This window comes from Paraburkholderia dipogonis, from assembly GCF_046027395.1.
In the GTDB taxonomy this organism is placed as follows: Bacteria; Pseudomonadota; Gammaproteobacteria; order Burkholderiales; family Burkholderiaceae; genus Paraburkholderia; species Paraburkholderia dipogonis_A.
Genome location: NZ_JAQQEG010000036.1, coordinates 44,540 through 65,951, shown reverse-complemented (window position 1 = coordinate 65,951; position 21,412 = coordinate 44,540). Strand labels below are relative to the sequence as shown.

Here is a 21,412-nt window from a genome sequence, read left to right as displayed (position 1 = left end):
TCACGCCCTCCTTTTCAGGCGGACGGGCACGTAGGCATGCGTCCCCCAGTACCAGCGATTGCCCTGACGGAGCATCATCCGAAGGCGCAGCGCGTACTGAGCGAGGCGCTGATCGTCATGGCGCGTGATCACACGCATCGCGACGAACACCGGAATCATCAGGAAAAGGATGGCGACGCCCAGCGGGGGACTCGCTAGCAGCGCCCAGATCGCCGGAATCAGCATGCCGCCGCCGACCATCAGGAACGGCACTAGGGGTACGCCCCACAGCATCGCAGGACGGGTGCAGCCCTTAAAAACGGGATCCTTGAGAGGGTTCATGAATCGACTCCCAAGGATCAGATTGTCGGGATCAGCATGCCGGCGATCACCGTCGCACAGCCGACGAAGAGTCCGCCGATGAAGACGTTCGCGATGTCGCCGAACCGGGCGTGCTGGAACATCATCCGGAAACCTGCCCAGATGATGGAAATCGAGCAGATCACGCCTCCGATGCCTAGCAGAGTCGTCTGGATTGTGTTCAGTAGCGTATTGACTTGCGAGAGCTGTGCCCACGCCGACGTCGAGAGCAGTAGCGTCGAAGCTGATACGGCAAGTTCCTTCGCCAACTGACGCTCCAAGACGACACGACGCAACAACGAGCATCGATGATATATTTTTCTACGTAATCCTAAATACATGATTGACTCCTTCTCGCCTGCTATCTACCCGCCATCATCTGAATCGCGGATTAGAACACCACCGCGCTACTGTCCGGCTCACCTCCCTGCTGATCCGTTAATGCATCGTCTCGATTGGGCAACAGCGGTCGGCGAGCCACCGGATACGGCCGGACCGGGTTAGCAGAGATTCCTGAATCGACCGGCAACACCGGGATCGGCGCGATAGAAGGAACGGTGATCGGGAACGTGGGAACGGGCTGCTGCGCGTTCTTCACCACACGTTGTACGTAACCCGTGCGATATCCCGTCGAAAAATCGCCGCTCTCATAGCAGCACAGACTTGCCCGAAGCGCCGCTTGGGTATCGACCTGTGCACGATGTACGGACGTGAAACAACGTTGGAGAATGTTGGCGCCGACGGTCACGTTGCGGCAGGGCTCGAATGCGTTTTGCTCCGTCAACCCGTACGCGCGCCAATTGGCGCGGTTTACCTGCGCGAGCCCTACGCTAAAATTCCAGCCGGCGGCCTCGAGTGCGCGCATCGTGGTGGTCGCTTCGACCAAATTCGACGGTTGCCGTATCAGTCGGCCATGCACCACACCAATCGCGTAGGGGTTAAATCCAGACTCAGTGCGCACAAGCGCCGCCATTGTGATCGGGTCGATTTGCGGCGCGCACTGATGGGCAAGCGTCATGAAGTCGATCAGCATTTTTAGTGCCTCCCGCCGAAGCCGTTCTCCTGCTGCTCCACCTGCAGCAGGAAAAGCGCTGCGGACTGTGTCGGGTTGTAGGACACCTGCGCACCCCCGGCACCATAGAATTCGGTGATTGTCGGCACCTGCCCTCTTACGTCCCACCAGACACGGGTATAGAGCTGATCGTCGACGTCAACATTGATCGCGCCGGAAGCGCCACACAGCAGTTCACTCTGCTCCGCTCCGCCCCAGTACAGTAGGTACTCACGACAATAACCACTGCTCGCAAAGGTGTTGGCCGCAAACGTTCCTTGCGAGCTACCAACACCGAAATCGCAGGTCGGAAACGGATCGCCGTGGCGCAGCGCCCGCCATAGCCTTTCGATCGGCGGCACGCATTCGCTGTACTGTTCCGGACCAGCGGGGTTCGACAGGCACAGAATCACTTGGCAACCCCAGTCGTCGGCAAGAGCGTTTACCGAGGGAAACGCGCAAGTGGCAACCAGCGCGAGCGCAATGAAGAACCGGCAACTTGCGGCGTGTCGTTTCAAAGCAGCGCGCATGTCAGGCCTCCACGTCGGAGGCGATTTCATTGAGACGCAAGTACCCGGTCAGCGCCTCGAAACAAGCCAGCATGGTCTGCCATGCCCTACGCGCAGCCGGTTCCCTCCCGACGACCTCCCCTACTGGCACACCCTCCGCCTGTGCCATCTGGACTGCGACGAAGCGTGGGATGTGCAGATACCCGCTCGGTCTCCCCGGATCGGCAATTAGCCAGGGGCCGAACTGGGTCTCGATGGCGCGGGCGTTCTCGCGTCCCAGCGATGTTGCTTCCACCATGTTCGGTAGAAGACCGACGAACTGCAGTGCGGGGTTCAGCTTTGCACGTATCTGCCGTACACCATGCGGGCCATTGATCAGGTCCGCGAGGCTGTCAAGCGACTCCCGATTGAGTTGAACTGGGCTCAACATTGCGTCGGCTGTCGATTCGAAGCAAAGGGCGCGCAGATCCGGGAGGGGCGGACTGTCGATCAGGCAGACATCCGCCAGCTTCGCCACAATGAAAAGGAGATGCCGGACATTGGCGTAGTATCGCGCCCCGTCATCGCCAAGCCCCAGTGTCAACGACGGGACGGTACTCGTTGGCAACACCCAGAATCCCGGCGCCTCTACATCTCCCCGCTCGGATTGTGTGATCGACTTTTCTCCGTGCAGCACGACCGCCCTATGCCCCCGCACCAGCGAGGCGGTGCTACATGGGGGCTCGGCCGCGTCGATAACGAGCACCCGCAGGCGCCGCACCAGATGCAGGTAATGGGCGAACTGGCACAGCATCGCAGTCTTGCCGGCACCACCCTGTTCGGTGGCGATTAGAAGCGTTTTCATGGTCAGTCTCTTGCCTCAGGTGATGCGCCGAACCACCAACCTGTATCTGAGACGACGAACAAGAAGCCCGCGGCGCCGGGAGACAAACCGCAGTTAAAAGGCAAATCTCGAGATGCGCTTCGTTAGAACGCAAAAAAGCCTGCAAATGCAGGCTTTTCCATATTCAGGCAGTCACGCCATTGGCAGATAGGTCAGTACTTCGGGGCCGCTAACGCGTACTCGGTCGTGCTATGCACGTTGACCGGGGCAGATTGTTGAGATCAACTTTAGGATGAATTTATCAGTGTTGCAAGGCCCTCTCGACCGGTCAATTTTTTCCTTAACTCCAACCTGATCCGGACCACTCCGAAGCATTCCAAAATATTTTTAGACTCGTTTTTCATGCAGCAATCGAGCGAGCGCGGCCTTCGCTTGCGTGACCTCGAGTTCGTATCGGTACCAAGGTCGTTGGGGAATTTTCAGACGCCTGCAAATAACGCCACGGCCGGCGCGCCACACGTACGCCATACGCAACAATTCTTGGTGATGTGTTGCGAGCCGACGCCACGCCGCCTCCACGCGCGCAGCGTCTGCGGCGTCACTCCAAACCTTGTCCGCATTGGCCCAGTTGCGCAGACGCTCGTCGAGCCGGAGTGCGCCGTCAGTCTCGCTCATGGGTCTTCTCCCCTCCGCCGTTGTCAGGCGCGAGTGGCGAGCGGTAGCCCGCGGGATCACGCAAAAAGCCATCGATGTCCCCCGCACGCCATCCAACGGCGCGCGCACCCAGCCGGATAGGCCGGGGAAATGTTCCGTCCTTGATGCGTTGATAGATCGTCGATCGCGACAGCCCCACTTCACGTTCGACCTGCTTGCGCCGCAAAATCGCAAGCGAATGACGTATTGTTTCGCTCATGACAAACCCTGTTGTTGTCGCCGGCGAGGTACCGGCCTACAGGGTTCATTCAAGCAAGGGGATCAAGCGACGGGCAAATCCGTCTTACCGTCAGGGTGCCCCGTCAGGTCCGCGACCGCACGTGATGCCGACTGTCGGCTTCCTTGAGCCAGTCTGGCCGAATCGCTGACGCGTACGTTTGTCCGCTGCGCGACGCTTCGCCACCGGGTTGGGCTCTGAGGTTTAAACGTTCGTCGATCGCATGTGCGACCACAGACGATTTGGGCGGATTGTTCTCGTCATAACCGGACCAGAAAGTGTGCATGACATCGAACATCCCCGAAAGAATCTCGGTAATAAAGGGCAAGTGAACCGTGATCCCGTCGGAATGCTCCGACGGCCCGTCACTTACGCACGGGCAGATTTTCCGCGCCGGAACCATCGCACGCAAAGACTCAAGTTCTTCCTCTTGTCGTTCCTCGATCGCATGATGCAAAGCCACCGTGCGCAAGAGCGCCCTCCCCATTTCGCCTAACTGTCGGTCCTTTCCTCTTAACCGCTCCGTTAGCCGACGAACATCGGCCTCTGCCTGATCAACACGCCGCTGCAATGCGTTGATGTCAGACGCTGACGTAGCTCCGTCACGAGCAACTGGTGGCTGGCAGGCGTTATGTGAGTGGTCCATGACACGTCCTCATGCAGCATTACGCCGCATCACTCTTTGCCCCCGGTTGCTCTTCGAACCCGTCACGGGATGATCGCATCGGATAGCGCCTACATTGACGGGGCACCGGCCTAGCGCATCGCGCAATAACGCGCCCAACGTTTAACTTCTTCCTAGAGCTTCGATCCCGTCGGCACAAAACGGACCTATATTCCAAACTGAATATCCATTGCCCCGACTTCCAACGGCGTACGCTTCGAGCGAAGTCGCACCGGTCGTTCCGTCGATACGGAAATTATTGCCAAACCGAACTGAGAGTTGCGGCTATTGGCTGCCCAGTAAGCGAAAGTTTAGTCTGGCATTCCCAAGATCGGGACAACGCCATTTTGCATTGACTTTTCGTCAGAATCGTGATAGTGGGAGCCCAACATGTATGATTTGGATGCTCTGAAAAAGTTTGATCTGGTCATCGACGCGCGAAGCCCGCGCGAATTCGCCGAAGATCATTTGCCGGGAGCCATAAACCTTCCGGTCGTCTTCGACGATGAGCATGCAGAAGTCGGTACTACGCACCGCACCGACCCTATGCGGGCGTATCAGATTGGTGTTGCTTACTCCCTAAAAAATATCGCTCGACACCTCGAGCTTCCGTTTTTTCGGACTAGTCGGCGAATTTCAATTCTCGTTTATTGTTTCCGTGGTGGAAAGCGAAGCAAGCTTTGGACAGACACGCTGGAAACGATCGGCTACAAGGTCGAGCGGCTCCCGGCGGGCTGGAAAGGATATCGAAGCTGGGTGCGTCAAACCCTCGACGAAGTCCCTACACACTTGCAACTCAATGTGCTCTCCGGTCCCACCGGTTGCGGAAAAACTCGCTTGCTACTCGCGTTAAGGGAGGCTGGTGCGCAGGTCATCGACCTGGAGGCTCTTGCCTCGCACCGCGGGTCAATCATAGGAGCGATTCCGGGTCGGGCGCAGCCAAGTCAAAAATTGTTCGACAGCCTCCTGCTTGCCGAGATAGGTCGTCTAGACCTAGCAAAGCAGGTGTGGATTGAAAGTGAAAGCAAGCGAATCGGGCGCGTTCAATTACCAGAAGCGTTGTTTCACAGAATGCATGGCGGACGTCTATTCGCAGTCGAGACTCCAATGCCCGAAAGAATCGCCATGTGGCGCGGCGAGTATCCCCACTTCGAGAGGGACCCCGTAGGTCTGGTCGCTCAACTTGCTCATCTGAAAGCACTCGTAAGCGGAGTGACGTTGGAGAAATGGGTTTCAATGGCCGAACGTCGGGATATCGACGCTCTCTTTAAGAGCATCATGCTGGACTACTACGACCCCGCGTATTTTCGTTCGACGAAGAAAAATTATGTGCATACCGAGCATGCCGTCAAGATCCGACTCGAAACGCTTGACTCAGCGCACCTCACAAACATCGCACGAGGTCTGATTGCAGAGGCAGACGTTCCTGCGTCGCCACCGCCTCAGTAAGACCTTTGCTCGCCGGTCCATTGTCGAAAACCAAAACGGCGGGAAAAGCGTCAACAACAGCATCTGAAAGTAGCCTCCGGGTAAAGTAACTCGTTGCGCAGCAAGACCCAGATAGGGCACTTCACCGTCCCGGTGATGAGCGTTGTGGAATCCGTTGTTCACCAAGAGGCAATTAGACAACCAGAAGTCGACGTCCCACGAAGTGACCGCGGTACGCGAAAGATCCGGGTCGAATCCGTAATGCTGCATGTACCCGACGGCCTCAACGACAAACACGCTAACAATAGCGTATCCGATGTAGAAAAGAGCGATCTTCCATTGCAGGAACGCAGCCAGAACCAGCAACAGAATTGAGAAAAGTGCATTTCGAAAAAGACTACGCGGTACCCTGCCACACGGGTAGGAATGCCGAGAAAACGACGCTATCAGAGCCGCTGCGTAGGAGCGTCCAACATGACGCCAGACCGATGTGCCCAATGACGCCGTCGAGCCGAACTGCGGATTTCCAACGTGTTGATGGTGCAATCTGTGTGCAGCCCGGTAATGCGGATAGCCGGCGATGACAAATGCTAGGTCACTAACCTGTTGCCATATTCGGGCTTGTCGGTGCGTTAGTTCATGCAGGTGCGCCATCGCGGTCGCGCTTAACATTCCGCACGCGACAGCAAACCCAATCAGATTTATCCATGACGCGTTTGACGCACGATACGCACCGATTGCTACAGCTAAAGCCCAAGCTAGGGCGAACCAGGAGGGTACCTGATCTTCATCTGTCTTCTCGTTGGCTTGCCCCGACCGCGGGGTGCCACGCCCTATCGCCGCGTCAAGAGCAGGAAGAACGAAAAGGACCACGGCCACAAATACCCACGGGCGTCCGACGGAAAACGAGATGCCCGCGACGATCGGTAAAGTGAGTGAGAGCCAAAACGCTCCACCCGAGTTACGCCAGAAGGTCATTCACTTCCGCGAACTTAACCGCTTCTGATATGTGCGAAACCCCAAACTTATCCTTAATTTTTTTGTAATTCCCGTAGACTGTCTGGACCGAGACGTCAAGCTCACGAGCGATGTCCTCAGCGGTAAATCCACTTTTAAGGTAACCCACTACGCGAAGATCCATCTCAGTAATACCGTGCGCCTCAAGGACCTCGCGTCTCGCCATTCGGATGGACCAATCAAGCAATTCCATGGCGAGCGCCCTGAAATACAAGCGCTGCGCAGTGAGCCTCTTTTCCCCTACTGCCTGACTATCGTCGGAGCCGATGTACAGAACACCCATGCGTTCTGTAGTGCTGGTATGAACGGGCACGACGATCCCACTTCTGAAGCCGTTTTTGCTTGCCGCCGCGAGCATTTCGCGCTGGCCCTGCGTTTCCACGAGAATCTTCGATCCAGTGATCGGTTCGGTGTTGTTTCGCGCATACTCCAAAAACGGATCCGTCATGTACCATTTATTGGCGTTATACATCTGGCACCATTCGGGACGGCAGCCAATGAGAAAACGATGCGTGACGCGGCTAGCCGTTGTAGCACCGGGATGGAGGGAAACGAACACATATGACTCCCCGCCAAGCGCCGTGACGAGCGATCTTACGTAATCGGCTAATTCAGAGTCGTCCTTGGCGACCATGATCTTTTCGAAAAGTCTGCTTACTTCAGGGGACGTCTGTTGGGCAGTCATATCTTCACCCTCCTCAACCCCTTCACGCGCTCGCCTAGCTATTCGACCACGCGATTTTCTACAAGGTGACGCCTAACTTCGTAATACAACGGCGCCAATTCTGCGGAATAAGGGTCTGCGTTCGCGAATCTGTGTAAGTCCCGCAAGGCAGTAATCGGAAGAACCTGGATGGACGCCGTTTGATCCCTTTCAATAACCCGTCGCTCGAGAGAAAAACCGCGCGCCGTACTGAACAGAGAAAGCACGATGTGTTCCCCACCGGTATTAAGTCCACGCTCAAAAACAAGACTCTTCATCGTCGGCTCCGCTAGGGCGGTTGCGATGACCGCATGAAGAGCAGGCGATTTCCCCTGGGTCGATTTCCGAGACGCTCGTGATAAAGTCTTCGGACCCACAAGCGAGACATTCGACGATCAAACCGTCGAACTCGGTGCCGCAGCACTGGCAGGTGAGGCGGTGAACCTCTCCTACAGCGAGGACTTCCCAACCGTCTTCCATTGGGACGCTGCACTTGGGGCAAAGAAACCCCAGTTCGGATATTACGTTTGACATGTTCGAAAGCTTTATGAAACAAATCGCTTTGCGACAAGTAACGATTTAGCTTAGCACTGTCCGATTTCGTCTGTGCAAATAGCTGCGAAAACGTCGAGCCAAGCCGCCCGTCAAGTCCGTCTTCTAAACGGCCCGCAACGGTCCGGTCGGTGAACCAAAGATCGCGGGCCCATCAGCGGTACTAACGTTGACGCGTGGCCTGCCGGGGCCACAGCGAATCGCAACGCACAACGCCCTCATTTTTTAAATAGGTAGCACGAAAAGCCAGCTTTCCGGAGCGGCTTGGGACGAGTTTGGGTCACTTCCGTTCAATCTCTAACCGCCATTAACATCCGGATTTTTGCGTATACGAGTGCGTATATTTCGCACGGCAAGCAATATTTCTTCTTTTTAATTAAAATGCTTATGACAACAATTCGAGTCCTATTCGGGCGTTAAACGATATTTGACACGATAAACAGGAGTCCGATTCATCAAGAAAAATTTTTGACGTACTACCAAGTTCTGTTTCTTGTCGTCCAGCGTCAAACATGACGATCCGAGTGCAAACGGGTACATTCCTGAGCACACAGAAGTTCGAGCTCAAGAGATGTACGCACGAGTCCTGGCAGGCTGTGCCAGCGTTAGGACGCTCGCCTTCGGATTCGTAGCAATCCAGCCATCCAGCATATCTGCCCACGCCTGGAGCATCGCCCTCCTCTGCTCTGCATACTCCGCCTTGTTGTAGACTGCGCGCACGCCACGCTGTTCGTGAGCGAGGCATTTCTCGATCCAGTCGGTGTTGAACCCTGCTTCGTGCAAGAGCGTGCTGGCCGTCCGACGCAGATCATGTACCGCGAAAGGATCAAAATCTGTCCCGTCGTCGCGTATCAGCTTGACCGTGCTGTCAATGACGCGGTTCAGAGTCGCCATACTTATTGGGGAGGCCGTCTCATAGCGGCCGGGATGCACGTACGAACTCGCTCCGAAGCACGTCTTGAATGCGACCAGAATGTCCAGAGCCTGTTGGCTCAGATAGACAATGTGGGGGCGACCGGCCTTCATCCGTTCCTTCGGAATTGTCCAGACTGCGGTGTCGAAATCTATCTCGCCCCACGTCGCCAGAATGAACTCGGACTTGCGCACCAGTGTGAGCAGCATGAATCTGATAGCAAGGCGCAGCGTAGGCATCGTCGGCGTCTGTTCCAGTGCACTGAAAAACACGTGGATTTCGGCAGGCGACAGTGCCCGATCGCGCGGCCTGAAGCTGGCGATGGCAGACGGGCGGATGGCCTCCGCAGGATTGTCCACCTTTAGTCCCCGCGCCTGCACGAAACGGTAGACCTGCAGAACGATGTCGCGCGCCTGCACGGCAGGGGCCGCGGCGCCCCTTTCCTTGATCTTCTCGCAGCGCGCCATCAGTCGTGCGGGCGTGATCTCTTCCAACTTCAGCCGGCCAAATTCCGACGCGAGATTCCGCTCGTATACCGATTTGCGCATCGCTCGTGTGGAGTCGGCAAGAGCAGTCTCCACAAAGTATTTCTCCGCCCACTTACCAAACGTTAGCGCCTCGGTCGCCTCGACCCGTTTCTCGACTTTCGCGCGTGAGGGACTTTCTCCGCGTTGGATTGCTCCGTAGGCTTGGTCGCGTAGAAGCCGGGCTTCCGGGAGGCTAATAGCCATACCGAATCCGAGTTCGTCTGGCTTGCGTGGCTTCCGTGCGGAAAGTGATGGATCGTAGCGGCCGATAACCAGGGTTTCCCGGCGACCGTTCACCCGATAGTCGTACCGAAAGCTCACCGCGCCTGACGGCGTCACTGCCGCATATAGCCCCCGCTGATCGGCAACCTTGTAGATCTTCTGGGCCGGCCTCAGCGCTCGCAACTGCATGTCTGTGAGCATAGCGACTCCTCGAACGTATACCGTCAACCGATACCGTCAGACTGATTTGACGGTATCGGACAAGGCCGTCCGAGGAAGAAACGTCGGTACCGTCACCGATACCGACATTTCCACCAGGCATTGCCCGGATCACAACAGACTACACCAGACAATAACCTCATGTTTTTAAACGGAAAAACATGGAAAACCGGACCTCCCGGAACGACTTGGGAGCAGTCTAAATCATTCCCACTCGATCGTCGCCGGCGGCTTACCCGAGATGTCGTATACCACCCGGTTAATACCGCGCACTTCATTGATGATCCGGTTCGACACATGCCCGAGCAGCTCATGCGGCAGATGCGCCCAATGCGCGGTCATGAAGTCCAGCGTCTGCACCGCACGCAACGCGACCACATACTCGTAAGTCCGCCCATCGCCCATCACGCCGACACTCTTCACCGGCAGAAACACCGCGAACGCCTGGCTCGTCAGATCGTACCAGGACTTGCCGGTTTCCTTATCGATGAAGGTACGCAGCGTCTCGATGAAAATCGCGTCCGCGCGGCGCAGCAGGTCCGCGAAATCGCGCTTCACTTCGCCGAGAATCCGCACGCCCAGACCCGGGCCCGGGAACGGGTGACGGTACACCATGGCCGGCGGCAAACCGAGCTTGACGCCCAGTTCGCGGACTTCGTCTTTGAACAACTCGCGCAGCGGTTCGAGCAGCTTCAGATTCAGCGTCTCAGGCAGGCCGCCCACGTTGTGGTGGCTCTTGATCGTCTGCGTGGCTTTCTTGCCCTTGCCGGCCGATTCGATCACGTCCGGATAGATCGTGCCTTGCGCCAGCCACTTCGCATCGGTCAGCTTGCCGGCTTCGGTCTGGAACACTTCGACGAATTCCGCGCCGATGATTTTGCGCTTGGCTTCCGGATCGGTCACGCCGGCCAGCTTGCGCAGGAACACTTCGCTTGCGTCGACGTGAATCACCTTTACGCCGAGGTGGTCGGCGAAGGTCGCCATGACCTGCTCGGCTTCGTTCAGGCGCAACAGGCCATGATCGACGAACACGCAAGTCAGTTGATCGCCGATCGCGCGATGCAGGAGCGCCGCCGCCACCGACGAATCCACGCCGCCCGACAGGCCCAGAATCACGTGCTCTTTACCGACCTGCTCGCGAATCTTCGCGACGGCTTCGTCGATGTAGTGGCCCATTTCCCAGTCGGGCTGCGCGCGGCAAATCTGCAGCACGAAGCGTTCGAGCATGGCGCGGCCCTGCACGGTGTGCGTAACTTCCGGGTGCCATTGCAGGCCGTAGAAATGGCGCTGTTCGTCGGCCATCGCCGCGATCGGGCACGATTCCGTCGACGCCATCAGCGCGAAGCCCGGCGGCATTTCCAGCACCTTGTCGCCGTGGCTCATCCACACCTTCAGCATGCCGTGGCCTTCCGGCGTGGTGAAGTCGCTGATGCCTTCGAGCAGGCTCGTGTGATTGCGCGCGCGCACTTCGGCATAACCGAACTCACGCAGGTGGCCGATATCGACCTTGCCGCCGAGTTGCTCGGCCATGGCCTGCATGCCGTAGCAGATGCCGAGCACCGGCACGCCGAGTTCGAATACGGCTTGCGGCACGCGCGGCGTATCCGTTTCGGTGACCGAGCTCGGGCCGCCGGAGAGGATCACGCCCTTCGGCGCGAAGTCGCGAATGAACGACGCATCGACGTCGTACGGATGAATTTCCGAATACACGTTGGCTTCGCGAACGCGACGTGCAATCAGTTGGGTGACTTGCGAACCGAAGTCGAGGATCAGGATCTTGTCATGCATGGCAGCGGACGGAGTCAAAAGTGAGCGGATACGGAATACCGCGCGCGGAGCACGGCGTTGAATTCAAAGCGGTCCACGTGGGGACGATCGAGCATGAAACGTAACGATGCAGCGGATTGGCGCGGACGGTTGCCCGCAGCGCGCGCGCACAAGATCCGGATGCTTCGGCGGACGGCGTGGCGCGCAACGCGTCAGCCATGAAACGGCGGCCGGGGCGCGCCAGGCGCGTCGGCGGCGCCGTTGCGGGCTTCGTCTCGCGCGGCGGCGGCTTCTGCCCGCGCTGCGCGTTCGGACGGCGTCAGACTGGCTTCGTCGACCACCGGATGAAGCGGCGCCCCTGCAACAGGACTCACAGAACCGACAGGCCGCGTAACCGGCACGACGGGCTCGACGACCGGCTCGGCGTGATAGACCGGAAAGCCCGCTGTGACACGGCCCGGCTCGCGCCGGTTGGCCGCGTCTTTCGCGGCGTCTTTGGCAGCCTGCTTTTCGGCGCGCTCGGCAACGACGGCTTCAGCGAGCCGCACTCGTTCACGCCGCCGCACCGCGCCCGACAAACGCACGCCGCCCAGACCGATCACCAGCAGCACCACGCCTGTCAGCACCGCGACGATCTGACCGAAACCGGTCAGCGCCGGCGTATGCAGGCCGAGCAGCCAGATCAGCATCAGCACGCCGGTCAGCCAGTTCACATGACCGATCACCCTGGCAACCGTGGACGTGAGCGCGCCATCGACCGACGCGTGCAAGGCCAGCCATGCGAGCCCGATCAGCGCCACGCCAAACCCCTGACCGACCAGAGCCGGCTGGGTTTGCACCAGAAGCAGCGCGTTGTACAGCGAAGTCCACGGCGTCAGCAGGAACAGCAGGCCGAACGCAAGCAACAGCAAGGCATCGAGGATGAGTACAGCGCGCAGCAATGGCTTCATTGGCGTTTAGTCCACGTGGTAGTTGGGCGCTTCCTTGGTGATTTGCACATCATGCACATGCGACTCGCGCAAGCCCGCGCCCGTGATCTGCACGAACTCGGCCTTGTCGTTCATCTCGGCGATGGTGCGGCAGCCGCAGTAGCCCATGCTGGCGCGCACGCCGCCGATCAGCTGGAACAGGATCGCGTTGACCGAGCCCTTGTAGGCGACTCGGCCTTCGATACCTTCCGGCACCAGCTTGTCGATGTTCGCGGAGTTGTCCTGGAAGTAGCGGTCCGCCGCGCCGTCCTTCATCGCGCCGACCGAGCCCATGCCACGATAAGACTTGTACTGGCGGCCCTGATACAGGAACACGTCGCCCGGCGCTTCTTCAGTGCCGGCGAACATGCTGCCCATCATCACGGCATTCGCGCCCGCTGCCAGCGCCTTGCTGACGTCGCCCGAGAAGCGCACGCCGCCGTCGGCGATGACCGGCACTCCCGTGCCCTTCAGCGCTTCGGACACGTTGGAGATCGCGGTGACTTGCGGCACGCCCACGCCGGCGACGATCCGCGTCGTGCAGATCGAGCCCGGGCCGATGCCGACCTTCACGCCGTCCGCGCCGTATTCAACGAGCGCCTTGGCGGCCGCCGCGGTGGCGATGTTGCCGCCGATCACTTCGACGTGCGGGAAGTTCTGCTTGACCCACTTGACGCGCTCGAGCACGCCCTGGCTATGGCCGTGCGCGGTATCGACGACGATCACGTCGACGCCCGCCTGCACCAGCAGCTCGACGCGTTCTTCATTGTCCGCACCCACACCGACCGCCGCGCCCGCGCGCAGCTTGCCGTGTTCGTCTTTACACGCGTCCGGGTGTTCGGTCTGCTTGGTGATGTCCTTGACGGTCATCAGGCCACGCAGTTCGAATGCGTCGTTGATGACCAGCACGCGCTCCAGCCGGTGGCTGTGCATCAGCGCCTTGGCCTCGGCGAGCGGCGTGCCTTCCTTGACGGTGACGAGGCGCTCGCGCGGCGTCATGATGTTGCGCACCGGCTCATCCAGACGCTCTTCGAAGCGCAAGTCGCGGTTCGTGACGATACCGATCAGTTGCGCGCCTTCGACGACCGGGAAGCCCGAAATGCCATGCTGTTGCGACAGCGCGATCACGTCGCGCACCTTCATCTGCGGCGGCACCGTGATCGGATCACGCACGACGCCCGATTCGAAGCGCTTGACCTTGGCCACTTCACGCGCCTGTTCGGCTGCGGTGAGATTCTTGTGGATGATGCCCACGCCACCCATTTGCGCCATCGCAATGGCGAGGCGTGCTTCGGTGACGGTGTCCATGGCGGCGGACACGAGCGGCATATTCAGGGAAATGTTGCGGGTCAGCCGGGTCTTGAGGCTGGTGTCGCGCGGCAGAACATCGGAGAAAGCCGGGACGAGGAGCACGTCATCGAACGTGAGTGCTGTTTGGATCAGACGCATGGCAAATCCTATAGGCGCAAAAGCGAATTATACGCGATACCTCCCTGGTTTTCACTGCACGAACAGCAGCTTAGCGAATTTCGGGCGGTTTTTTTCGCGCCATCGGGCCCCTGGATTTCGCTTGGCTGTTCGCCTCGGGTTCGATCAGGTTTCGTTTGCGCGTTCGGGCGCAGCGTGGCAGCGGCGGGCTCGAATGTCGCTCGTTCGCGTCGGCGTTCGCAAGGCCGGCCGAGCCCGCACGGGCCCGTGCGGCTATGGAAAACGCGTGCTCAAACCGCACAAAATCCGCCCGAATGCAGGATCGAACAAGACGCCCAGCCCGCCAACCGGCTATTCTGCCGACCATTCCAGTTTTTTTTGCAGGGGCAGTCGATGCAGCGCGGTGTGGCATATGGGGTAATGGCCGGGGCCTTATGGGGCATGGTTTTTCTGGTGCCGCGCGTGCTGCCGGACTTTTCGCCGCCGCTCCTGAGCGCCGGCCGCTACACGATGTACGGCATCGTCTCGCTGGCCGCCGCGCTGCCGATGGCGCGCTCGCTCGTCAAACGCCTGACCCGCGAGGATCTCGGCGCGCTGGTGAAACTGGCTTTGGCCGGCAACCTCCTCTATTACCTCCTGTTGACGGCGGCCGTGCACCTGATCGGCATCGCGCCGGCGTCGCTGATCGTCGGCGTGCTGCCCGTCACGGTGACGCTGCTGGGCCGGCGCGATCACGGCGCGGTGCCCCTCGCCCGCCTCGCCTGGCCGCTGACGATGGTGATGGCTGGCATCGTCTGCATCAACATCGATGTGTTTACGGTGGCGGACAGCACGCCGGTGAGCGTCGTCACCAAGCTGATCGGACTGGCCTGCGCGGTCGGCGCGCTGGGATGCTGGACGTGGTTCGCGGTCGAAAACGCTCGTTATCTGCAACGCCAGACGCATTTCAGCGGCAATGAATGGTCGGTGCTGTGGGGCGTGGTGACGGGCGCACTCGGCGCGGCGCTGTGGCTCGTGGTCGCCGTGTTGCCGGCGGGCGGCCCGCAGGGCGAGCTGGCCGACGGCCGCTGGCACACCTTCTGGATGCTCAATCTGGGGCTCGCGATCGGCGCGTCGTGGCTCGGCAACGGACTGTGGAATGCCGCATCGAAACGGCTGCCGCTGACACTCTCCGGCCAGATGATCGTGTTCGAGACGCTTTTCGCGCTGCTTTATGCGTTCATTTATGACCAGCGACTGCCGCGTCCGCTGGAACTGGCGGCGATTCTGCTGCTGGTGGCCGGGGTGTGCTGGTCGGTGCGCCAGCACGCGGACGACGATACGTCTGGGGTTGCGCGGATCAAGGACAAGCCACAGGTGTCGGCGCCTTGAGGCGGGACATGGCCGGGGGACGAGGCTTGATTGAGGCTGGGTGGACGCAGTACATGGCCGGAGACGCGGCCTGAGTGAGGCTTGACCGAAGCACTTCCCGGCCGGGCGTGCGGCCTATGCGAGGCTTGGCGGAAACAGCTCGCGGCCGCAGGCTCGGCTTGAACCAAGCTTTGACGGACGCAGTTCCTGGCCGCCGCCTTGCGCCCGCCCATGCAAAATCCACCTACCGCGAATCCTTGTTCTGCCAGCGACGCCCTTCGATCGAGCCCGCCTTGCGGGTCTTCTCGACGCGCCGCTGACGCGACACCTTGGGATCGACCAGCAGCGGCCGGTAAATCTCCACCCGATCATGATCGGCCAGCACCGCGTCGAGCGGCTTGAGCTTGCCGAACACGCCCACTTTCTGCGTGTCCAGATCGATCTGCGGGAAACGCCGCAAGATGCCGCTGGCGTCCAGCGCCTGCTGCAGCGTGGCGCCTTCGGGCAGTTCCACGGCAATCAACGCCTGCTCGCCGGCCGACGCATAGCAGACTTCAATCGACAAGCGCGCGCTCATGCCTTACCGTAGCGCTGGTCAGCACGCTTCACGAACGATTCGACGAAGGTATTGGCGATGTGATTGAACACCGGCCCAATGATCTTCTCGAGAATGATGTTGGTGAATTCGTAGTGCAGCGCGAATTCGATCTTGCAAGCGTCGGCGCGCAATGGCGTAAAACGCCAGAAGCCGGTGAACTTGCGAAAGGGGCCGTCCGCGAACTCCATATCGATGCGCGTGGGCCGCTCCATGCTGTTGCGCGTGGCGAAGTGCTGCTTGATGCCCTTGAAGTTGATGTCGATCTTCGCCTCCATGCCGGTTTCGTCCCGGCGGCGGATTTCGACTCCCCCGCACCAAGGCAGGAAGTTGGGGTAATCGGCGACGTCGGTGACGAGGTCGAACATCTGTTCCGCCGAATGGCGAATCAACACGGTTTTCTGGACATCTGCCATAAATTGAACAGCGCGTGGCAAGGGTGGACGAGCGCAGCGGGCTTTCCTTGCCCCGCTTTGCTAAAATCGTGATTTTAAACGAGTTGGGCACTTTCCATTCATGAGCATCATCGACAACAGAAAAGCCTTCTACGACTACTCGGTCGAAGAACGCTATGAAGCAGGGCTCGTGCTCGAAGGATGGGAGGTCAAGGCGCTGCGCGCCGGGCGCGGCCAGATCAAGGAAGGTTACGTTGTTATCAAGAATAACGAACTGTTCCTGATCGGCACGCACATCAGCCCGCTGCCCGAAGCCTCGACCCACATCAATCCCGACCCGGTGCGCACGCGCAAGCTGCTGCTGCATAGCGAAGAGATCAGCAAACTGATCGGCAAGGTCGAGCAGCGCGGCTACACGCTCGTGCCGTTGAACTTCCACTACAAGGGCGGCCGCGTCAAATGCGAGATTGGTCTCGCCAAGGGTAAGAAGCAGCACGACAAGCGCGAGACCGAGAAGAAACGCGATTGGGAACGTGAAAAGGCGCGTTTGATGCGCTCGCCGAGTTGATCGGCGGTTTAGTCTGATCGGCGGTTTCGTCTGATCGGCGACGGGCGGTGTGCGGACATGCCGCGCTTCGTTTGCCGCAAAGCCGCCGTGATCGACCTGCAAGCGGCGCGCAATCGGACCCGCAAGCGCTCAAATAGAGATGGCCCGCACAGTCCGCGGGCCATTTTTTTCTGCAGGTAAAAACGCGGTCCGCGCTGCCGGCGTGTTCGGTCCGGTCTGTGCATTCAGCGCAGTCGGCGCGCCTGGGGTATTCGGCGCGCTCGGCGATTTGGTGCGTTCAGCGCAGTCGCTGCAGTCAGCGCAGTCGGCGCATTTAGCGCTGCCGGCGCATTCACCGCACTTCAGTCGCGCCCTTCCCTTTATTCACGATCGTCAGCGCCGAAGCGATCATCGAACTCATGTCCGCGAGGTTGCCCGGCACGATCAGCGTGGTGCCCTGCTTCGCGAGATTGCCGAACGCGTTCACGTATTGTTCAGCCACCTTGAGGTTCACCGCTTCCATCCCACCGTTCGACTGAATCGCCGCCGCGATCTTCTGAATCGCTTGCGAGTTGGCTTCGGCCACGGCCAGAATCGCCGACGCCTGACCTTGCGCCTGATTGATCGCCGCCTGTCGCTCGCCTTCGGACTTCTGGATCGCCGCCTCACGACCGCCCGACGCGATATTGATCTGCTCCTGCTTGCGCCCTTCCGAAGCGGCGATCAGCGCGCGCTTCTCACGCTCGGCGGTGATTTGCGCCTGCATCGCGTGGAGAATTTCCTTGGGCGGCGTCAGATCCTTGATCTCGTAGCGCAGCACCTTCACGCCCCAGTTCGTCGCAGCTTGATCGAGCGACGACACGATGCTGTGGTTGATGAAGTCGCGCTCCTCGAAGGTCTTGTCGAGTTCGAGCTTGCCGATCACCGAGCGCAGTGTGGTTTGCGACAACTGTGTGATCGCGAACACGAAGTTGCTCGACCCGTACGACGCCTTCATGGGATCGGTGACCTGAAAGTACAGCACGCCATCCACCTGCAACTGCGTGTTGTCGCGGGTGATACAAACCTGGCTCGGCACCTCGAGCGGAATTTCCTTGAGGATGTGCTTATAAGCGATCCGGTCGACGAACGGAAACGCGAAGCTCAAGCCCGGCGTCAGCGTACGGTGATAGCGGCCGAGCCGCTCCAGAACCCACGCATGCTGCTGCGGCACGATCTTGATGATCTGCGCCGCCAATACGATCACGATGATCAGAAGCACCGCCCCGACGATGGTCGAATCCATTACTGCCCTCCGGTCCGTAGTTCGAATAGTTGTGTGTGATGCGTGTGTGATGCGCGAACACTCAGGCCGCGGTAGCCCGGGTGTTTGAATGACGCGCCGCCACGACGACGAGGCAACTGCCGCGCAACTCCGTGATTTCGTAGAGAGGCGCGTCTTCCGGCTCGCCAGCGGCCAGTTCGACGTCCCATGCCGCGCCGCGATAATTGGCGCGCGCCCGGCGCTCGTGCCACACCGGCACGGTGAGCGTTTGACCAATGTCGAGATTGACGTCCGGGTTGCGCGACGCCTCCTTGCGCGTTCTGCGGCCAAACCGCGAACGCCTGAGCAGCAGGACCGCCGCCAGCGCCACCACGGCCGCGACCGCGAACTGCACGTCGGCCGCGGCGCCCGCGAGGTGCGCAATGGCGGCCGCCACGCAGCCCAACGCGATCATCAAGAGATAGAAAGTGCCGCTGAGCAACTCCAGCACGACCAGCACACCCGCCCCGATCCACCAGAACAATCCACCTGGCGCCACGTCGACCTCCACAAAGCAAAACACCCCGGATCTACCGGGGTGTTTATAGCACGAAGCGAGCGCATTTCAACGGGCCATGCAGCACGCTTTAACAGGCATTTGACGTACGGATCGCACGTTATGCATGCCGCTTAGGACGCGGCATGCCGTTCGCCTTACTGCTTCGCCGACTTCGCCAGTTGCTGCCACGTCTCGATGATCGTATCCGGGTTCAGCGAGATCGACTTGATGCCTTCGTCGGTCAGCCATTGCGCAAAGTCCGGATGATCCGACGGGCCCTGGCCGCAGATGCCGACGTACTTGTCCAGTCGCAGACACGTGTCGATCGCGCGCTTCAACAGAAACTTGACCGCCGGATCGCGTTCGTCGAAATCCACCGCCAGCAGTTCCATGCCGGAGTCGCGGTCGAGGCCGAGCGTGAGCTGCGTCAGGTCGTTCGAGCCGATAGAGAAACCGTCGAAGAACTGCAGGAATTCCTCGGCCAGAATCGCGTTCGACGGCACTTCGCACATCATGATCAGGCGCAGGCCGTTCTCGCCGCGCTTCAGGCCGTACTTCGCCAGCAGCCCGACCACGCGCTCCGCCTGCTTCAGCGTACGCACGAACGGCACCATGATCTCGACGTTGTCGAGGCCCATCTCTTCACGCACCTTTTTCAGCGCGATGCATTCCATCTGGAACGCTTCGGCGAAGTCGTCGGCGATGTAGCGCGACGCGCCACGGAAACCCAGCATCGGGTTTTCTTCGTCCGGCTCGTAACGCGAACCGCCGATCAGCTTCTTGTACTCGTTCGACTTGAAGTCCGACAGACGCACGATCACGGGCTTCGGATAGAACGCCGCCGCGATCGTCGCGATACCTTCGGTCAGCTTGTCGACGTAGAACGCGCGCGGCGATGCGTGACCGCGAGCGACGCTTTCGACGGCCTTCTTCAGGTCCTGATCAATGTTCGGGTATTCGAGAATCGCCTTCGGGTGAACGCCGATGTTGTTGTTAATGATGAACTCGAGCCGCGCCAGACCCACGCCGGCGTTCGGCAGTTGCGAGAAGTCGAAGGCCAGCTGCGGGTTGCCGACGTTCATCATGATCTTCACCGCAATCGGCGGCAGTTCGCCGCGCTGCACTTCGGTGATTTCGGTTTCGAGCAGGCCGTCGTAGATCTTGCCTTCGTCGCCTTCCGCGCACGACACCGTGACCAGCGCGCCTTCCTTCAGCACGTCGGTCGCGTCGCCGCAGCCGACCACCGCCGGCACACCCAGCTCACGCGCGATGATCGCCGCGTGGCAGGTGCGCCCGCCACGGTTCGTGACGATCGCCGAAGCGCGCTTCATGACCGGCTCCCAGTTCGGGTCGGTCATGTCGGCGACCAGCACGTCGCCCGGCTGCACACGGTCCATTTCCGACGGATCGTGAATCACGCGCACCGGACCCGCGCCGATCTTCTGACCGATTGCGCGGCCGGTTGCCAGCACGTTCGATTGGCCCTTCAGCTTGAAGCGCTGCTCGGCCTTGCCTGCCGCCTGGCTCTTCACCGTTTCCGGGCGCGCCTGCAGAATGAAGATCTTGCCGTCGCGGCCGTCTTTGCCCCACTCGATGTCCATCGGACGCTCGTAGTGCTTTTCGATGATGACGGCATATTTGGCCAGTTCGATCACGTCTTCGTCCGTGATCGAGAAGCGGTTGCGCTGCTCGTGCGCCACGTCGACGGTCTTCACGCGGCCGGCTTCGCCCGCCTTGGTGAATTCCATCTTGATCAGCTTCGAGCCGATCGAGCGGCGGATGATCGGATACTTGCCTTGCTCGAGCGTGGTCTTGTAGACGTAGAACTCGTCCGGATTCACCGCGCCTTGCACCACGGTTTCACCGAGACCATAGCTCGACGTGATGAAAACAGCGTCCTTGAAGCCCGATTCGGTGTCCAGCGTGAACATCACGCCGGCCGCGCCGACGTCCGAGCGCACCATGCGCTGCACACCCGCCGACAACGCGACTTCAGCGTGAGTGAAGCCCTTGTGCACGCGATAGGAGATAGCGCGGTCGTTGTACAGCGACGCAAAAACGTGCTTCATGCGATCGAGCACGTCTTCGACGCCGACCACGTTGAGGTAGCTTTCCTGCTGACCCGCGAACGATGCGTCCGGCAAGTCTTCCGCCGTTGCCGAAGAACGCACGGCGAACGACAGCTCTTCAGGCGAGCTGTTTTGCAGGGTGTCGAAGCCCGCGCGGATATCGGCCTCGAGTTGCGGCTGGAACGGCGCGTCGACGATCCATTGACGGATCTCCTTGCCCGCTTCGGCGAGCGACTTCACGTCGTCGACGTCGAGCGTCTCGAGACGTTTGGCGATGCGTTCGGTCAGGTTGTTGTGATGCAGGAAGTCACGGAAAGCCAGCGCCGTGGTGGCGAAACCGGTCGGCACGCGCACGCCGGCTTCAGCGAGCTGACTGATCATCTCGCCAAGCGACGCGTTCTTGCCACCGACGATTTCCACGTCGGTCATCCGCAACTGCTCAAACGGAACTACATACGCCTTATCCTTTGCGACGGTAACTGCGTTAGTCATACAAGCCCCTAAGTGTGAAAGAAATTCACGGCTGTGCAAGTGGGCTCGAACGCGAGACGCCCATTGGAAGCGTGACCTCGCGTCTTGCACAACCTGTTGGA

General features: G+C 59.9%; 22 protein-coding genes. 3 read left to right on the top strand and 19 right to left on the bottom strand.

Annotated features, from left to right (window positions below):
• From PQR32_RS30980 to PQR32_RS30945, 8 genes are all read right to left on the bottom strand, one after another.
• Positions 1-321, bottom strand: a complete 321-nt coding sequence (locus tag PQR32_RS30980) for a VirB3 family type IV secretion system protein (RefSeq protein WP_201084268.1) — start codon at positions 319-321, stop codon at positions 1-3.
• A 17-nt stretch (positions 322-338) separates the two neighbouring features.
• Positions 339-608 carry a TrbC/VirB2 family protein gene (locus PQR32_RS30975; RefSeq protein WP_408236109.1) on the bottom strand — a complete coding sequence of 90 codons (270 nt, stop codon included), beginning with the start codon at positions 606-608 and terminating at the stop codon, positions 339-341.
• Positions 609-730: 122 nt separating this feature from the next.
• On the bottom strand, positions 731-1,372 hold the full coding sequence (locus PQR32_RS30970) for a lytic transglycosylase domain-containing protein (protein WP_408236106.1): 642 nt from the start codon (positions 1,370-1,372) through the stop codon (positions 731-733).
• Between the two features lie 2 nt (positions 1,373-1,374).
• A complete protein-coding gene (locus tag PQR32_RS30965; protein WP_408236103.1) occupies positions 1,375-1,920 on the bottom strand; it encodes a hypothetical protein in 546 nt (181 codons plus the stop codon).
• A 1-nt stretch (position 1,921) separates the two neighbouring features.
• Positions 1,922-2,743, bottom strand: a complete 822-nt coding sequence (locus tag PQR32_RS30960) for a ParA family protein (protein WP_408236100.1) — start codon at positions 2,741-2,743, stop codon at positions 1,922-1,924.
• Positions 2,744-3,109: 366 nt separating this feature from the next.
• Positions 3,110-3,397 (bottom strand): hypothetical protein, encoded by a 288-nt coding sequence (locus PQR32_RS30955; RefSeq protein WP_408236097.1) that lies wholly within the window; start codon positions 3,395-3,397, stop codon positions 3,110-3,112.
• Complete coding sequence (locus PQR32_RS30950; RefSeq protein ID WP_408236094.1) at positions 3,384-3,635, bottom strand: helix-turn-helix transcriptional regulator; 252 nt, start codon at positions 3,633-3,635, stop codon at positions 3,384-3,386. Before PQR32_RS30950 ends, PQR32_RS30955 begins: the two co-directional genes overlap by 14 nt.
• Before the next feature lie 103 nt (positions 3,636-3,738).
• On the bottom strand, positions 3,739-4,299 hold the full coding sequence (locus PQR32_RS30945; RefSeq protein ID WP_408236091.1) for a hypothetical protein: 561 nt from the start codon (positions 4,297-4,299) through the stop codon (positions 3,739-3,741).
• A gap of 408 nt (positions 4,300-4,707) precedes the next feature.
• On the opposite strand from PQR32_RS30945, the gene mnmH reads away from it, so the two are divergent.
• Complete coding sequence (gene mnmH / locus PQR32_RS30940; protein ID WP_408236088.1) at positions 4,708-5,766, top strand: tRNA 2-selenouridine(34) synthase MnmH; 1,059 nt, start codon at positions 4,708-4,710, stop codon at positions 5,764-5,766.
• Here the strand turns inward: mnmH and PQR32_RS30935 are convergent.
• The 6 genes from PQR32_RS30935 to guaB form a co-directional block, all read right to left on the bottom strand.
• Positions 5,692-6,723, bottom strand: a complete 1,032-nt coding sequence (locus PQR32_RS30935) for a fatty acid desaturase (protein ID WP_408236085.1) — start codon at positions 6,721-6,723, stop codon at positions 5,692-5,694. The genes mnmH and PQR32_RS30935 overlap by 75 nt on opposite strands.
• The gene (locus tag PQR32_RS30930) at positions 6,707-7,447 is read right to left on the bottom strand and encodes a helix-turn-helix transcriptional regulator (RefSeq protein ID WP_408236082.1); all 741 of its coding nucleotides are present in this window, start codon (positions 7,445-7,447) and stop codon (positions 6,707-6,709) included. Before PQR32_RS30930 ends, PQR32_RS30935 begins: the two co-directional genes overlap by 17 nt.
• A 1,134-nt stretch (positions 7,448-8,581) precedes the next feature.
• Positions 8,582-9,880 (bottom strand): tyrosine-type recombinase/integrase, encoded by a 1,299-nt coding sequence (locus PQR32_RS30925; RefSeq protein ID WP_408236079.1) that lies wholly within the window; start codon positions 9,878-9,880, stop codon positions 8,582-8,584.
• Positions 9,881-10,102: 222 nt separating this feature from the next.
• Positions 10,103-11,686 (bottom strand): glutamine-hydrolyzing GMP synthase, encoded by a 1,584-nt coding sequence (guaA, locus tag PQR32_RS30920; protein WP_408236076.1) that lies wholly within the window; start codon positions 11,684-11,686, stop codon positions 10,103-10,105.
• A gap of 191 nt (positions 11,687-11,877) precedes the next feature.
• Positions 11,878-12,615: a hypothetical protein gene (locus PQR32_RS30915; protein WP_408236073.1), complete on the bottom strand. Its 738-nt coding sequence runs from the start codon at positions 12,613-12,615 to the stop codon at positions 11,878-11,880.
• 6 nt (positions 12,616-12,621) lie between these two features.
• Positions 12,622-14,082 carry an IMP dehydrogenase gene (gene guaB / locus PQR32_RS30910; protein ID WP_012433424.1) on the bottom strand — a complete coding sequence of 487 codons (1,461 nt, stop codon included), beginning with the start codon at positions 14,080-14,082 and terminating at the stop codon, positions 12,622-12,624.
• A 372-nt stretch (positions 14,083-14,454) separates the two neighbouring features.
• Between guaB and PQR32_RS30905 the strand changes: the two genes are divergently transcribed.
• Complete coding sequence (locus tag PQR32_RS30905) at positions 14,455-15,432, top strand: DMT family transporter (protein ID WP_408236070.1); 978 nt, start codon at positions 14,455-14,457, stop codon at positions 15,430-15,432.
• A 223-nt stretch (positions 15,433-15,655) separates the two neighbouring features.
• Here PQR32_RS30905 and PQR32_RS30900 read toward each other — a convergent pair whose 3' ends face one another.
• Together PQR32_RS30900 and PQR32_RS30895 are read right to left on the bottom strand one after the other, a co-directional pair.
• Positions 15,656-15,988, bottom strand: coding sequence for an RnfH family protein (locus tag PQR32_RS30900; protein WP_408203935.1), 333 nt, complete (start codon positions 15,986-15,988; stop codon positions 15,656-15,658).
• Positions 15,985-16,422, bottom strand: coding sequence for a type II toxin-antitoxin system RatA family toxin (locus tag PQR32_RS30895; RefSeq protein WP_012433427.1), 438 nt, complete (start codon positions 16,420-16,422; stop codon positions 15,985-15,987). The genes PQR32_RS30900 and PQR32_RS30895 overlap by 4 nt, the downstream gene beginning before the upstream one ends.
• A 100-nt stretch (positions 16,423-16,522) precedes the next feature.
• On the opposite strand from PQR32_RS30895, the gene smpB reads away from it, so the two are divergent.
• A complete protein-coding gene (gene smpB, locus PQR32_RS30890) occupies positions 16,523-16,969 on the top strand; it encodes an SsrA-binding protein SmpB (protein WP_042323149.1) in 447 nt (148 codons plus the stop codon).
• A gap of 331 nt (positions 16,970-17,300) precedes the next feature.
• On the opposite strand, the gene PQR32_RS30885 is transcribed toward smpB, so the two are convergent.
• From PQR32_RS30885 to ppsA, 3 genes are all read right to left on the bottom strand, one after another.
• On the bottom strand, positions 17,301-18,233 hold the full coding sequence (locus PQR32_RS30885) for an SPFH domain-containing protein (protein ID WP_168794362.1): 933 nt from the start codon (positions 18,231-18,233) through the stop codon (positions 17,301-17,303).
• Positions 18,234-18,294: 61 nt separating this feature from the next.
• Positions 18,295-18,750, bottom strand: coding sequence for an NfeD family protein (locus tag PQR32_RS30880; protein WP_408236067.1), 456 nt, complete (start codon positions 18,748-18,750; stop codon positions 18,295-18,297).
• A 155-nt stretch (positions 18,751-18,905) separates the two neighbouring features.
• Positions 18,906-21,311: a phosphoenolpyruvate synthase gene (ppsA, locus tag PQR32_RS30875; protein WP_408236064.1), complete on the bottom strand. Its 2,406-nt coding sequence runs from the start codon at positions 21,309-21,311 to the stop codon at positions 18,906-18,908.
• Positions 21,312-21,412: the final 101 nt, after the last annotated feature.

Coding starts and splice junctions, on each gene's coding strand:
- PQR32_RS30930 (WP_408236082.1), bottom strand. CDS start 7,447: ATGACTGCCCAACAGACGTCCCCTGAAGTAAGCAGACTTTTCGAAAAG.
- PQR32_RS30980 (WP_201084268.1), bottom strand. CDS start 321: ATGAACCCTCTCAAGGATCCCGTTTTTAAGGGCTGCACCCGTCCTGCG.
- PQR32_RS30905 (WP_408236070.1), top strand. CDS start 14,455: ATGCAGCGCGGTGTGGCATATGGGGTAATGGCCGGGGCCTTATGGGGC.
- PQR32_RS30900 (WP_408203935.1), bottom strand. CDS start 15,988: ATGAGCGCGCGCTTGTCGATTGAAGTCTGCTATGCGTCGGCCGGCGAG.
- smpB (WP_042323149.1), top strand. CDS start 16,523: ATGAGCATCATCGACAACAGAAAAGCCTTCTACGACTACTCGGTCGAA.
- PQR32_RS30955 (WP_408236097.1), bottom strand. CDS start 3,397: ATGAGCGAGACTGACGGCGCACTCCGGCTCGACGAGCGTCTGCGCAAC.
- PQR32_RS30945 (WP_408236091.1), bottom strand. CDS start 4,299: ATGGACCACTCACATAACGCCTGCCAGCCACCAGTTGCTCGTGACGGA.
- guaA (WP_408236076.1), bottom strand. CDS start 11,686: ATGCATGACAAGATCCTGATCCTCGACTTCGGTTCGCAAGTCACCCAA.
- PQR32_RS30895 (WP_012433427.1), bottom strand. CDS start 16,422: ATGGCAGATGTCCAGAAAACCGTGTTGATTCGCCATTCGGCGGAACAG.
- PQR32_RS30965 (WP_408236103.1), bottom strand. CDS start 1,920: ATGCGCGCTGCTTTGAAACGACACGCCGCAAGTTGCCGGTTCTTCATT.
- PQR32_RS30915 (WP_408236073.1), bottom strand. CDS start 12,615: ATGAAGCCATTGCTGCGCGCTGTACTCATCCTCGATGCCTTGCTGTTG.
- guaB (WP_012433424.1), bottom strand. CDS start 14,082: ATGCGTCTGATCCAAACAGCACTCACGTTCGATGACGTGCTCCTCGTC.
- PQR32_RS30970 (WP_408236106.1), bottom strand. CDS start 1,372: ATGCTGATCGACTTCATGACGCTTGCCCATCAGTGCGCGCCGCAAATC.
- ppsA (WP_408236064.1), bottom strand. CDS start 21,311: ATGACTAACGCAGTTACCGTCGCAAAGGATAAGGCGTATGTAGTTCCG.
- PQR32_RS30935 (WP_408236085.1), bottom strand. CDS start 6,723: ATGACCTTCTGGCGTAACTCGGGTGGAGCGTTTTGGCTCTCACTCACT.
- PQR32_RS30925 (WP_408236079.1), bottom strand. CDS start 9,880: ATGCTCACAGACATGCAGTTGCGAGCGCTGAGGCCGGCCCAGAAGATC.
- PQR32_RS30950 (WP_408236094.1), bottom strand. CDS start 3,635: ATGAGCGAAACAATACGTCATTCGCTTGCGATTTTGCGGCGCAAGCAG.
- PQR32_RS30960 (WP_408236100.1), bottom strand. CDS start 2,743: ATGAAAACGCTTCTAATCGCCACCGAACAGGGTGGTGCCGGCAAGACT.
- mnmH (WP_408236088.1), top strand. CDS start 4,708: ATGTATGATTTGGATGCTCTGAAAAAGTTTGATCTGGTCATCGACGCG.
- PQR32_RS30885 (WP_168794362.1), bottom strand. CDS start 18,233: ATGGATTCGACCATCGTCGGGGCGGTGCTTCTGATCATCGTGATCGTA.